12 protein-coding genes are annotated in these 13,233 nt (G+C 64.0%); 7 read left to right on the top strand and 5 right to left on the bottom strand.

What is annotated here, in order from left to right; all coding sequences use genetic code 11:
- Positions 1–8 precede the first annotated feature (8 nt).
- Positions 9–1,535 carry a CoA-acylating methylmalonate-semialdehyde dehydrogenase gene (locus BUS12_RS15985; RefSeq protein ID WP_074296498.1) on the top strand — a complete coding sequence of 509 codons (1,527 nt, stop codon included), beginning with the start codon at positions 9–11 and terminating at the stop codon, positions 1,533–1,535.
- 45 nt (positions 1,536–1,580) lie between these two features.
- Positions 1,581–2,471 (top strand): 3-hydroxyisobutyrate dehydrogenase, encoded by an 891-nt coding sequence (gene mmsB, locus BUS12_RS15980; RefSeq protein WP_074296497.1) that lies wholly within the window; start codon positions 1,581–1,583, stop codon positions 2,469–2,471.
- Positions 2,472–2,588: 117 nt separating this feature from the next.
- On the opposite strand, the gene BUS12_RS15975 is transcribed toward mmsB, so the two are convergent.
- The 3 genes from BUS12_RS15975 to BUS12_RS39805 all read right to left on the bottom strand — a co-directional run bounded on the left by BUS12_RS15975 (position 2,589) and on the right by BUS12_RS39805 (position 4,318).
- A complete protein-coding gene (locus BUS12_RS15975) occupies positions 2,589–3,077 on the bottom strand; it encodes an HrpB1 family type III secretion system apparatus protein (protein ID WP_074296496.1) in 489 nt (162 codons plus the stop codon).
- Between the two features lie 48 nt (positions 3,078–3,125).
- A complete protein-coding gene (locus BUS12_RS15970; protein ID WP_074296495.1) occupies positions 3,126–3,770 on the bottom strand; it encodes a hypothetical protein in 645 nt (214 codons plus the stop codon).
- 182 nt (positions 3,771–3,952) lie between these two features.
- Entirely contained in the window at positions 3,953–4,318 is a 366-nt protein-coding gene (locus tag BUS12_RS39805; protein WP_367117618.1) for a GNAT family N-acetyltransferase, read from the bottom strand.
- Here BUS12_RS39805 and BUS12_RS15960 point away from each other — a divergent pair.
- On the top strand, positions 4,311–5,126 hold the full coding sequence (locus BUS12_RS15960) for a phytochelatin synthase family protein (protein ID WP_074296493.1): 816 nt from the start codon (positions 4,311–4,313) through the stop codon (positions 5,124–5,126). The genes BUS12_RS39805 and BUS12_RS15960 overlap by 8 nt on opposite strands.
- 27 nt (positions 5,127–5,153) lie before the next feature.
- On the opposite strand, the gene tet is transcribed toward BUS12_RS15960, so the two are convergent.
- Both tet and BUS12_RS15950 read right to left on the bottom strand, forming a co-directional pair.
- On the bottom strand, positions 5,154–6,365 hold the full coding sequence (tet, locus tag BUS12_RS15955; protein WP_074296492.1) for a Tet(A)/Tet(B)/Tet(C) family tetracycline efflux MFS transporter: 1,212 nt from the start codon (positions 6,363–6,365) through the stop codon (positions 5,154–5,156).
- A gap of 4 nt (positions 6,366–6,369) precedes the next feature.
- Complete coding sequence (locus tag BUS12_RS15950; RefSeq protein ID WP_074296491.1) at positions 6,370–7,338, bottom strand: LysR family transcriptional regulator; 969 nt, start codon at positions 7,336–7,338, stop codon at positions 6,370–6,372.
- A 141-nt stretch (positions 7,339–7,479) separates the two neighbouring features.
- Here BUS12_RS15950 and BUS12_RS15945 point away from each other — a divergent pair, with 141 nt between their 5' ends.
- From BUS12_RS15945 to BUS12_RS15925, 4 genes are all read left to right on the top strand, one after another.
- Complete coding sequence (locus BUS12_RS15945) at positions 7,480–9,789, top strand: NADP-dependent malic enzyme (RefSeq protein ID WP_074297570.1); 2,310 nt, start codon at positions 7,480–7,482, stop codon at positions 9,787–9,789.
- A 573-nt stretch (positions 9,790–10,362) separates the two neighbouring features.
- On the top strand, positions 10,363–11,475 hold the full coding sequence (locus BUS12_RS15935; protein ID WP_074296489.1) for a BMP family ABC transporter substrate-binding protein: 1,113 nt from the start codon (positions 10,363–10,365) through the stop codon (positions 11,473–11,475).
- A 77-nt stretch (positions 11,476–11,552) separates the two neighbouring features.
- Positions 11,553–12,095 carry a nucleoside deaminase gene (locus BUS12_RS15930; protein ID WP_429308298.1) on the top strand — a complete coding sequence of 181 codons (543 nt, stop codon included), beginning with the start codon at positions 11,553–11,555 and terminating at the stop codon, positions 12,093–12,095.
- Positions 12,096–12,173: 78 nt separating this feature from the next.
- Positions 12,174–12,932, top strand: a complete 759-nt coding sequence (locus BUS12_RS15925) for a FadR/GntR family transcriptional regulator (RefSeq protein WP_074296488.1) — start codon at positions 12,174–12,176, stop codon at positions 12,930–12,932.
- Positions 12,933–13,233: the final 301 nt, after the last annotated feature.

Raw genomic sequence — 13,233 nt, 5'->3', positions numbered from 1 at the left:
AGCCCATCATGAATGCTGTTACCCAGGCGTCCAACGCGAACGTCAGCACGGTCAAACTGCTGATCAACGGCGAGTTCGTCGAATCGAGCACGCGCGAATGGCGCGATATCGTCAACCCGGCGACTCAGGAAGTGCTGGCACGCGTGCCGTTCGCGACCGCCGATGAAGTGGATGCGGCCATCCGTGCCGCGCATGCCGCGTTCGCCACGTGGAAAAACACGCCGATAGGCGCACGCATGCGCATCATGCTGAAGTACCAGGCGCTGATTCGCGAACACATGCCGCGTATCGCGAAGACCTTGTCGGCCGAGCAGGGCAAAACGATTCCCGACGCGGAAGGCGATATCTTCCGCGGCCTCGAAGTGGTCGAACATGCCTGCTCGATCGGCACGCTGCAGCAAGGCGAGTTCGCCGAGAACGTCGCGGGCAGCGTCGATACGTACACGCTGCGCCAGCCGATCGGCGTATGCGCCGGCATCACGCCGTTCAATTTCCCGGCGATGATTCCGCTGTGGATGTTCCCGATGGCGATCGTCTGCGGCAACACGTTCGTGCTGAAGCCGTCGGAGCAGGATCCGCTGTCGACGATGCAACTGGTGGAACTAGCCATCGAAGCCGGTATCCCGAAGGGCGTGCTGAATGTCGTGCATGGCGGCAAGGACGTCGTGGATGCGCTGTGCACGCATGAGCTGATCAAGGCGATTTCGTTCGTGGGCTCGACGGCGGTGGGCACGCATGTGTATCGCCTAGGCAGCGAACACGGCAAGCGCGTGCAGTCGATGATGGGCGCGAAGAATCACGCGGTGGTGCTGCCCGATGCCAATCGCGAACAAACCTTGAACGCGCTCGCAGGCGCCGGCTTTGGTGCAGCAGGCCAGCGTTGCATGGCGACTTCGGTGGTCGTGCTGGTGGGGGCGTCGCAGCAGTGGTTGCCGGAACTGGTCGAGAAGGCGAAGACGTTGAAGGTCAACGCGGGCAGCGAGTCGGGCACGGACATTGGCCCGGTGGTGTCGCGTGCGGCGAAGCAGCGCATTCTCGGCCTGATCGAAGCGGGCGTGAAAGAGGGCGCCACGCTTGCCCTCGACGGCCGCGGCGTGAAAGTGAAGGGCTTCGAGGAAGGCAACTTCATCGGCCCGACGATCTTCACCGACGTCACCACCGAAATGGAAATCTACCGCACCGAAATTTTCGGGCCGGTGCTGGTGGTGCTGAGCGTGCCGACGCTCGACGATGCGATTGCACTCGTCAACCGCAATCCGATGGGCAACGGCGTGGGACTCTTCACGCAAAGCGGCGCAGCGGCGCGCAAGTTCCAGAGCGATATCGACGTGGGCCAGGTGGGGATCAACATTCCCATTCCGGTGCCGGTGCCGTACTTCAGCTTCACCGGCTCGCGCGGCTCGAAGCTCGGCGATCTCGGCCCGTACGGCAAGCAGGTCGTGCAGTTCTACACGCAGACCAAGACGGTTACGGCGCGCTGGTTCGACGACGCGACCGTCAACGATGGCGTCAACACCACTATCAGCCTGCGCTAAGCGCTCGGCGCGAGGCACTCTGGATCACGAAGGGGAGACGCAATCATGAAGATCGGTTTTATCGGACTCGGCAATATGGGTGCGCCGATGGCGCAGAACCTGCTAAAGGCCGGCCACGCAGTGACCGTGTTCGACCTGAACGCGCAGGCCGTACAGGCGCTGGTGGCCGCGGGCGCCAAGGCGGCGGTGTCGCCTAAAGCCGCGGTGACGGACGTCGAATGCGTCATCACGATGCTGCCCGCCGCAGCTCACGTGCGCAGCGTGCTGACTGCCGACGATGGCGTGCTGGCGGGGATCGCCAAGGGCGTGACGATCATCGATTCGAGCACGATCGATCCGGCGAGCGTCAAGGCGTTCGCCGAACTCGCGGCGCAGCACGGCAATGCGTTTGTCGATGCGCCGGTCTCGGGCGGCACGGGCGGCGCAGCGGCCGGCACGCTGACGTTCATGGTGGGCGGTAGCGCAGCGGCGTATGAGCAGGTCAAGCCGGTGCTGTCGGGAATGGGCAAGAACATCGTTCATTGCGGCGATACCGGCACGGGCCAGGTGGCGAAGATCTGCAACAACCTGGTGCTCGGCATCACGATGGCGGGGGTGGCCGAAGCGATGTCGCTGGGCGCCGCGCTCGGCATCGATCCGAAGGTGCTGGGCGGGATCATCAATACGTCCACCGGGCGCTGCTGGAGTTCCGACACGTACAACCCGTTCCCGGGCGTGATCGAAACGGCGCCGTCGTCGCGCGGTTATACCGGCGGTTTCGGTACGGATCTGATGCTGAAGGATCTTGGTCTTGCTACGGATGCCGCGAAGCAGGTGCGTCAGCCGGTGTATCTCGGCGCGCTGGCGCAGCAGTTGTATCAGAGCATGAGCATTAAGGGAGCGGGCCGGTTGGACTTCTCGGCGGTGATCAAGCTGTATCAGGCTGGGGACGTTTGATAGCGGACAGAGCGGTCAAGCGGCGCTTTGAGGGCGCCGCTTGATCTTTGCTTGATTGCTTGATTGCCCGGTTGTGGGCATTCGCGAGCTGCGAGCCTGCGAATGCCGTCAAGCACGCTAAAACGCAGACGGCCCGCCGCCGCGGTGCAGAACGTCGGCGATACGCGTGCGCAACTCGTCGCCGCCCGCCACTTCGTGAATGGGCCGGGACGTCTCGCCGATCTGCATGAATTTCCCCACCAGCGCGAGCGCGGCCGGATTGCCGCCGTCTCTTAGCACTTTCGCGGCATAGCGGCGCCATTCGGCGTCGTTGAGCTTGAACAGACATCCGGCCAGCAGGGCGATCGACGCCGTGTTGGTCTTCTCGGCCCATTCGAGGCGTTTGAGAAGACGCACGGCGCCGATCCAGTCGGCGTCGCGGATATGGAGGCGCACTTCGCCGAGGTCGATCGGCAGCGCGTCGCGGCGCAAGACCCGCAACGCCAGCAACATATCTTCCAGATCTTCGCGCGGGGCATCCTTCAAGCCCAGCGTGAAGATCTTCAGCAGCAGTGCGATCACATCGTCGCGGCATGAGAGATAGGCCGCAACGTGATTGGCCGGCATCGCCGTCCTCCGATTCGCGTGACGAACGGCGTCCTGAAGCCACGCCTATCAGAAGTCGTTCGTCTGGTTCAGGTCGCCTGCGGAAACCGTGACTTCCGACGACGAGAACACCGCGTTGCCGCCGTCGCCTTCTTCCGGCTTGGCCGCCTTGCCGGCGAGGATGGACATCGGATTGCCGCCGGTCTCGAGACGCTGGATTTCCTTCGTGGCGCCCGAATTCAGCGAAACGGAGCCATCCGCACCGACGTGGCCGACATTGTCGCCGCTGCCGTTGTACAGATTGCCCTGGCTGTCTTCCTGCAGATGCAGGGCTTCGCCGCCCGCCGTGGAATTGATCTTCACGTCGTGCAGACCTTGGCCTGCTTCGCTGGCGCCGGCAGCCGGACTGGCCCCAGCCCCGGCAGCGGGACTTGCACCCGCGCCCGGAACTGCGCCGCCGCCAGGCGCACCGCCGGTGGACGGGATGCTACCGGTCTGCGGCAAGCTGCTCGAGCCACTGCCGAGATCCATGCCACTACCCGAGCCGGAGCCCGAACCGCTGCCCGAGCCCGAACCGTTACCGCTCGCATCTTCAAGCAGGGTCTCGATGTCCTGCAGCAATTGCTCGACAGCCTGGTCGGCGCTGCCCGACGTGGATGTGGACGGCGCGCTTTGCGTCGTGGGATTCAGATACGCCGACGATATGGTGTTCATCGTTACCTCCTCGCGAGATAAAGTTTGGGACGGTCTCGTGGACGACTGCACAGGGGAGTCATTTGGACCTTGGGGGAGGTTACGACTGGCCGCGCAGCAAAAACGGCGCCGATACGAACGGCCGTCACGCGATGCGAAGCGGGTGAGGGGAGCCGGGGCCGGCCGTCTTCGCTACCTCAGCGTTAGCGCAGCTCCTGCACTGTATGCAGATCGAGCTCAAGGAACTGGGTGCCTTCCACCGGATTGAACACGTATGCCGGGATCGGCACGAACCCGAGCAACGCGTAGACCTTTTGCGCCGCGTACATGGTTGGGAGCGTATCGAGCCGGATCTTCGAGTAGCCGCTCTCCTTCGCGATCTGCACGATGCTTTCGGCGAGGCGCTTTCCCCGTTCAATCCCTTGCGCTCGGATCTCACGCGCGCGCGTGTTTCGTGTTAAAAAACGGAGCTCGTCCCGTAGTTCGCGCGCAGGGTGCTGACACAGTGGCCAGCCAGCTACCCACCCACCGTCCGGAACGCATCCGCATGAGAAGGGCTCGATGTTCAACTATTCGTTGTTCCGCTTCGTTAGGCTCAATAGCCGGCACGTCTGGCTCGCGATAGCCACGGCTTCGGCCGTTGCCCTGGCGGGTTGTGCATCGTTGCCGTCCCCGTCCACGCAGAGTCATGCGGACGCTCCCGCAGCCGGCCAACCGGCCGATGGCCCCTTACCGGTTCCGCCCAACCTTGTCGCGTTGACGCAGCCCGAAGGTCAACAGCGGCTGATGTCGAGCACCGACAAGCAGTCGTACTGGCCACTCTCGGAGTATTTCGAAACGCAGCGGAACGAGGCGTACTGTTCGGTGGCAAGCTCGGTGATGGCGCTGAATGCGTTGGGCATCCAGCGTCCCCAATCCACGCAATACCCTGACTTCCCATACTTCTCTCAAGAGGATTTCTTTCGCAGCGTCGATCCGCGGGTCGCCAATGCCGAGCGGGTCTCGCACGAAGGCATGACACTCGACCAACTCAGCGCGGTGCTGGGTGAATTCCCGGTCGAGGTTAAAAAATTCCATTCCGGCGATCTCACGCTCGCGCAGTTTCGCGAGCTGATCCGCGATACCACGGCGCATAGCGACCGCTTTGCGCTGCTGAACTTCAGGCGGGTGGAGATCGGCGAAGCGGGCGGCGGTCACTGGTCGCCGCTTGCCGCCTTCGACGCCGCGAGCGATAGCGCGCTTGTCCTCGACGTCGCGCGCTACAAGTACCCGGCGGTGTGGGTGCCGATCGCGCAGTTGTACGCGGGATCGCAAGCGGTCGATAACGTCAGCGGGTTGTCACGCGGCCTGGTAATTGTGAGCAAGCGCGTGAATTGATGGAACGTATTGAGCTTGCCGCGGACGTCATTCGCCTGCGCTCGTCCCCACCGCGCCGTCCTGCGGCGATTTCATGCGCGAACTGAACAGCAGCGGCAGCACCAGCAGGTAGAGCGCCGCGCCGATGGCCCACACGAGACCCGGCCACATGTGCTGACTGGCCGCGTAGAGCCATGTCACCGCGAGCGGCCCTCCCACGCCAATCAGACTCGCGATGCTCGTGAGCGTGCCCTGCAATTCGCCTTGACGGCTATCGTCGACTTGCCGTGCGAGCATGGCCTGCAGCGACGGCATGGTGATGCCGCCCACCGCGAACAGCGGCAGGATGGCGAAAGGCATCCATCCGCGCGTTGCAATGGCCATGAAGACCAGGCCCAGACCGTCCGCCGCCAGTCCGATCAACAACGCGACGCGTTCGCCCAGCCGTGCCACCAGCGGCCCGATAGCGAAGGCCTGGGATACGGCATGGCAGGCGCCGAAGGCGGCCAGCGAGGCGCCGGCGATCGTCGTGGACCACGCGAAATGGTCCTCGCCGTAGATGATCCACAGCGTGGCGGGGGTTTGTGAGCCGAGCATGATGATGGCGTAGACGCCCACGAGCGGCATCAGGTTCGGCGTGCCGCGCAGACGATGCAAGGCGGCGAACGCGTTCATGTTGCGCTTCTCCCGAGGACCGCTTTGCCGCTCGCGCGATTCGGGCAAGACGAAATACGCCAGCAACAGATTCAGCCCATTCATCGCCGCGGCCGCGACGAACGGCGCCCGCAGATGCAACGCGCCGAGCAGACCGCCGATCAGCGGTCCCGCAATGAAGCCCACGCCCAACGCCGCACCCATCTGACCAAAGCGGCCCGCGCGCTCCGCTTCGGGCGTGACGTCGGTGAGGTAGGCCGTGGCGACGGCCATGTTCGCGCCGGTGATGCCGGCGAGCACACGACCGATATAGAGCCACGAGAGGCCAGGCGCCGAGGCCATCACCAGATAATCGACCGCCGCTCCCGCGAGCGATGCCAGCAGCACCGGACGACGGCCGAAGCGATCGCTCAGCGCGCCGAGGATGGGAGCAAACAGAAACTGCATCAACGCATAAACGGCGAGCAGGGCGCCGTAGTTTCTGCTGACAGCGGTGTCCGAGCCGGCGAGGCTGTGCAGCAGTCCCGGCAGGATGGGAATGATGAGCCCGAAGCCGATCGCGTCCAGCAGTACCGTGAAGAGTATGACGATATGGGGTTTTTTCAAAACGCTAGGGCCTCGCATAAATTTCCTGGCATACCTTACGAAGTGCCTCTGCGAACAGCAGGCTGGGCATGCGCTGCGCTTCGTTCATGCGCGTGAACAGCGCAATGGGCGACAAGGTCCATTCGAACGAGTACGGCACGATGGCAACGCCAGCGATGCGCACCAGCTCCTCGGCGATATCCGCCGGGACGATGGACACCGACTGCTCGCCCGCGACGATCATCTCGCCGATCAGCTTGGACGAGTAGCTTTCGACAATCGGTGTCGGCGGCGTCAGGCCGGCGCCGAGAAAGAGGTCGGCGACCTGCTCGCGCATGGGCGTATTCGGCGCGCCCAGTATCCAGTCCAGTTCGGCCAGCTTCTGCCAGTCCAGCCGGCCGCGCGCCAGCCGGGCCGCGAGGCGGCGGCTGGCAATCAGGCGCGGTTGCTGGCGATACAGGATCTCGACGCCGACCTGCTGCAGATCGAGCGAAGCCGAGGCGCGTCCGATCACGATGTCCACCGTGTGGTCCCGCAACTGGGCCAGCAAGTGCTCGCTCGTGCCCTCGTGAATCGTCACCGTCAGACGACGGTCGCCTTCGGGCCGGGTGCGTTCAATCGCCGTCGACAGCATCTGGCCGGGAATGAACGGGATCACGCCGATATGCAGATGCGCGGCGTGCCCGGACGCCACCGCCTCCATTTCCCGCACCAGATGGTCGAGATCCTCGGTCATCGCCCGTGCTCGCGCCAGCACGACCTTGCCCAACGCCGTGGGCGCCATGCCGCGCGCCGAGCGGTCGAACAGCGGCGCCCCGAACATGTCCTCCAGCTCCGCCAGCGCATTGGTGACCGCGGGCTGGCTGCTCGCCATATGTTCGGCGGCGCGCGTCAGGGAGCCGTGCTGCTGGATCTGCAGCAGCAGCGTGAGGTGGCGCATTTTCAGCCGCGAGGCCAGTTTGCGCACCACCACGTTGGGATCGAATGCCGCCATCAAGGTGCCGCGCCATTAGAAAAAGGTGATGGGGGCATATTAACTCCAAATATTGTCCTTATGGCTCGTCCCTAGAATGAGTTGTCGCTGGATTCGCGCCGCAAGGGCGCCCGCCAAACCGCCAAAGATAGGGCTCAGAACATGAACGCATCGGATCGCCAGGCCGCACTCGATTACCACGAATTCCCGATTCCGGGCAAAACGGCGGTCACCGCCACCAAGCCGCTGGTCACGCAGAGAGATCTCGCCTTGGCGTACACGCCCGGCGTGGCCGCGGCCTGCGAGGAAATCGCTGCCGATCCGCTCAACGCGTTCCGCTTCACCGGGCGTGGCAATCTGGTGGGCGTCATCACGAACGGCACCGCGGTGCTGGGCCTGGGCAATATCGGCGCGCTCGCTTCCAAGCCGGTGATGGAAGGCAAGGCGGTGCTGTTCAAGAAGTTCGCCGGAATCGACGTGTTCGACATCGAGATCAACGAGACCGATCCGGACAAGCTGGTGGACATCATTGCCGGCCTGGAACCGACCTTCGGCGGGATCAACCTCGAGGACATCAAGGCGCCGGAATGCTTTACCGTGGAGCGCAAACTGCGCGAGCGGATGAAGATTCCGGTCTTCCATGACGACCAGCACGGCACGGCGATCACCGTGTCCGCGGCCTTCATCAACGGCTTGAAGGTGGTGGGCAAGAGCATCAAGGAGGTCAAGGTGGTGACCTCCGGCGCGGGCGCGGCGGCGTTGGCCTGCCTCGAGTTGATGGTGGAACTCGGCCTGCCCATCGAAAATATCTGGGCCACCGACATCGAAGGCGTGGTCTATCAAGGCCGTACCACGCTGATGGACCCGCAGAAAGCGCGCTTCGCTAAAGACACCTCGGCCCGCAAGCTGGAAGAGGTCATCGAAGGCGCGGACGTGTTCCTCGGCCTATCGGCCGGCGGTGTGCTGAAGCCCGCCATGGTGGCGCGCATGGCGGCTCGCCCGCTGATCCTGGCGCTGGCCAACCCCACGCCGGAAATCTCTCCGGCCGAGGTGCAAGCGGTGCGCGACGATGCGGTCATCGCGACCGGCCGCTCCGACTATCCGAACCAGGTCAACAACGTCCTGTGTTTCCCCTATATTTTCCGGGGTGCGCTGGACGTGGGCGCGACCACCATTACCCCTGAAATGGAAAAGGCCGCGGTCTACGCGATCGCAGCCCTTGCGGAAGAAGAGCAGAACGAAGTGGTGGCTGCGGCGTATGGCGCGTATGGCGTGGACTTCGGGCCCGAGTACTTCATCCCGAAGCCGTTCGACCCGCGCCTGATCGTGCGTATCGCGCCGGCCGTGGCCAAGGCGGCGATGGAAAGCGGCGTCGCCACGCGCCCGCTGCAGGACCTGGAGGCGTACACCGAGCAACTGCAGCAATTCGTCTACCGCTCCGGCGCCTTCATGAAGCCGTTGTTCGCGGCGGCGCGGCAGATTGTCCGCGAGGGCGGCAAGTCGCGCATCGTGTTCACCGAAGGCGAGGAAGAACGTGTACTGCGGGCGGTCCAGGGCATCGTCGACGAAAAGCTGGCGCGGCCGATTCTGGTGGGGCGTCCGGAAGTGCTGATGGCGCGGATCGAAAAATACGGCCTGCGTCTGCGCCTCGGTCACGACGTCGAAGTGACGAATCCTGAGTATGACGAACGATTCCATCAATACTGGACTACCTACTGGGAATTGATGTGCCGCGACGGCATCACCAAGGAGATGGCGCGCGTGGAAATGCGCCGCCGGCTCACGCTGATCGGCGCGATGATGGTGAAGCTGGGGGATGCGGACGGGATGGTGTGCGGCACGGTCGGCGCGTATCACGATCACCTGCGCTTCGTCGATCAGGTGATCGGCAAGAAAGCGGGTGCGCAGACCTACGCGGCCATGAACATTCTGCTGCTCGACAATCGCACCGTTGCGCTGGTGGACACCCACGTCAACGACGACCCGACGGCCGAACAGATCGCCGAATTCACGATTGCCGCGGCGCACAGCATGACGGGGTTGAACCTGGTGCCGAAGGTGGCGCTACTGTCGCGCTCTAACTTCGGCTCGGGCAGTTCGGCCTCCGGCGCGAAGATGCGGCGCGCGCTTGAACTGGTGACGCAGCAGGCGCCGACGCTGGAAGTCGACGGTGAGATGCACGGCGATTGCGCGCTCGACGAAGCACTGCGCTCGCGCATCCTGCCGATGTCTCGCCTGAAGGGCGCGGCGAATCTGCTGGTGTGCCCGAACGTCGATTCGGGCAACATTGCCTACAACCTGTTGAAGACCGCGGCGGGCAGCAATGTTGCCGTGGGCCCGTTCCTGTTGGGCGCCAATGCGCCGGTGCACATTCTCACTTCGAGCTCGACGGTGCGCCGGATCATCAACATGGCGGCACTGACGGTGATCGACGCGAATCGCGAGGCCGATACGAACGTCGCCGCGCGATGAAATAACGCCCGTCTCGAGGACGTCTGCGCGAAAGCGCAGCGGCTTCGAGACGGTGGGCTTAGCCCCGCTTGTTCCTGCCGGCCCGATTCCCTTTCAGGCCTCTGATCTCTCTGACGCTGTGAACGTCCCGGACGCTACGGACGTCTCGCACGTCAGGCACATCTCCGCGTTTCTCCAGCGCCTCCCGCAACACCCGCCGGCCTTGCGGTTCCTGCGCGCCGCCCTTCGTGCTGCGCAGCGCGCCCGAACGCGCCAGCACAACCGCGACCCAGCAACACGCGCAGAGAAAGATGAGTACACCGGCTGAGAAGCTCATTCTTTCGTGGTCCTTTCGTTTATAACGCGGTTTGCAAGCACGTTGAGGCCTCTGGAATGATGCGCAACGCGTGAGGACGCAGTGTATAGCGGGTCGCGCCGAGGCGGTCAGATATCAATTTCGTTATCTCGGAAATAACGCCAGCAAATATTTGCCGGCTAATTGGCCTTCGACTATCCCCCTGATGCTGTTCGTCTGCTGAGGCCTTGTCCCAGCGCCCGACCGCAGATCCAGCCCAACCCGCCATGGAAAAATTTATGAAAGCAGAGATGACCCGCACGCTTCGCCATCTATTCCGCATGCCGGCTACCGTCCTCGCGGTGGCCAGCCTCGGCCTCGCGCTGGGCGCCCACGCGGACACGACTCAACCGCTTGGCGTCGCGTTCGTCTATCTCGGCAATCCCGGCGACGCGGGCTGGACTTACGCGCACGAGCAGGGCGTCAAGGCCATCGAAACGCAGTTCGGCGACAAGATCAAAGTGACCCGCGTCGAAAACGTGCCCGAGTCCGCCGACTCCGAACGCGTCTTCCGCGACCTCGCGGCGAAGGGCAACAAGATCGTGGTCGGCAGCAGCTTCGGCTACCAGGACTTCGAGCTGAAGGTCGCCAAGGACTTCCCGGACACGGTGTTCGAGCATGCCACCGGCTACAAGAAGGCGGCCAACTTCGGCACCTATGACGTGCGCACCTATCAAAGCGCCTACCTCGCGGGCGTCGTGGGCGGCTATACGAGCAAGACCAACACGCTCGGTTTCGTCGGCTCGGTGCCGGTGCCGGAAGTGGTGCGCAACATCAATGCGTTTACGCTCGGCGCGCGCTCGGTCAATCCGAATGCCAAGGTGAAGGTCATCTGGATCAATAGCTGGTTCGATCCGGGCCGCGAAAAGCAGGCCGCCGAAACCCTGATCGGCGAGGGCGCGGATGTGCTGATCCAGAACACCGATTCGACCGCCACCATGCAGACCGCCGAGCAAAAGAAGGTCCACGCCTTCGGCTGGGACTCGGACATGAAGAAGTTCGGCCCGAATGCGCAACTGGGCGCCTGCGTGACCTATTGGGGGGTCTACTATTCACATCTGATCGAGCAGGTGCAGGCGGGCAAATGGACCAATGCGCCGGTCTGGTGGGGCTTGAAGGATAAGGCCATTGACCTCGCCGACATCAATACCGACGCCGTCTCCGCTACCGCACAAAAGGCGCTGGCGCAAAAACGCCAGGACATTATCGACGGCAAGTTCGACCCGTTCGCCGGCCCGATCAAGGATCAGACCGGCGCAGTCAAGGTCGCGGCCGGCCAGAGCCTGGCCGATGCGGATCTGTCGCGTCTGAACTGGTTCGTGCAGGGCGTCGACGGCGCGCTGCCCAAGTAAGCCGGCCGCTGGCTGTTTGCCGCCTGGCGCCGGCGGCTCGCCGAGCTGATCACTAACAAGGAGACCTGTCTGTGAGTCTGACCATTGCCGCGACGCCCGCCGGCGACGCCCCCGTTTATCCGCCGCAGGGGCTCACGCCGACGCGCGAGCAGATCGTGCGTCATCTGCGGCATTCGTGCGCGGTCGCCGAACGGGCGACGCTGATGGGCCACCACCCGTTCGGTGCGATCCTGGTCGGCCCCGATCAGGAGACCGTGTTGATGGAGCAGGGCAATGTCGACACGGTCAATCACGCCGAGTCCGTGCTGGCGCGCGTCGCGGCGCTCAACTTCACGCCGCAGTACCTGTGGGGGTGCACGCTGTACACCTCGGTGGAGCCGTGCTGCATGTGTGCGGGCACCGCCTACTGGGCGAACATCGGCCGCGTGGTGTTCGGCATGACGGAGATGCAGCTGCTGCAGGCCACCGGCGATCACGCCGAAAATCCCACCATGAGCGTGTCGTCGCGCTATGTCTTCGACCATTGCCAGAAGCCCGTCGAGTTGATCGGACCGGTTGCTGAGGTGGAGGAGGAAATCATGCGGGTGCAACGGGCGTTCTGGGCCTCGCGGACAGGTTGACGGCCGACGATATCGGCCGTTTCGCGTTGTAGGACAACGTATAATGGACGGGTCAGCAAACAACCAAGGAGGTCCATGATGACCGCGTCCCCAACCCTAACTGCGCCGCCGATGCGCGTGCGTGGGAGTCTTGCTGACCGGGTGGTGAACTACATCAACGAGCAGGTTGCGGCGCACATGCTGAAGCCCGGCGACAAGCTGCCCACTGAGACAACCTTGATGTCGCTGCTCGGCGTCAGCCGCACGGTGGTGCGCGAAGCCATCTCGCGCCTGCAGGCGAATGCGGTGATCGAGACGCGTCACGGCATCGGCAGTTTCGTGCTCGAACCGCGCCGCGAGTCGCTGGGTCTTGCGATGGTGCCCGCCACCACGTTGGCCGACCTGCTGTCCGTGATGGAGTTGCGCATCAGCCTCGAGACCGAGTGCGCAGGGCTCGCCGCCCAGCGCGCCAGCGAGCGCGACCTGGCGAATATCCGCGCGGCGCTCGACGCCATCGAAGCCACCAGTCGTGTCGGCGGCGACAGCGCAGCCGCGGATTTGCGCTTTCACGTGGCGGTGGCGGGGGCAACCGGCAACCGTTATTTCGTCGACATTCTCACGCAGATGGGCACCGCGCTGATTCCGCGGCATCGTGTCGATTCGCCGAGCCTGGCGCAGAGCGATCCTGTCGCTTACATGGCGCGGGTCAATATGGAGCACGAGGGCATTCTCGATGCCATCGCGCGGCGCGATCCCGAGGGCGCGCGGGCGGCGATGCGCATGCATCTGTCGAGCAGCCGCGAACGGCTGCGCCGGTTGAGTAGTGCGTCGGAAGAGGGTGTCGAGCGCACGGTTTGAGTTGCCTCGGCCGACGTCAGGCCAAACTGTGCGCATCGAGACATCGCGACATTGCGTTCTCCAGAGTGGCCTCGCGCCGACGAGGTTGGTGCTCGATATCCACCAGCGGCAGGTCCTCGCTCAGCGGAAAACCGTCAGCCAACCGTCCCGGCAATGCTTGACTGGTATGCGATGTCACGGCAACGTCATCGTACAACTGGTCAGATTAGAGCCAAATTGCGGCCGCGAAACGGGAGATTTTCGTGGGGTCGTTGCCCCTTGTGCGTGCTCCAGCGGCGCGGAAAGTGGCTGAATATTAGGC

This window comes from Paraburkholderia phenazinium (genome assembly GCF_900142845.1).
Lineage (GTDB): Bacteria > Pseudomonadota > Gammaproteobacteria > Burkholderiales > Burkholderiaceae > Paraburkholderia > Paraburkholderia phenazinium_A.
The sequence above is the reverse complement of the archived record's forward strand: the minus strand, read 5'-3'. Positions and strand labels throughout refer to the sequence as shown.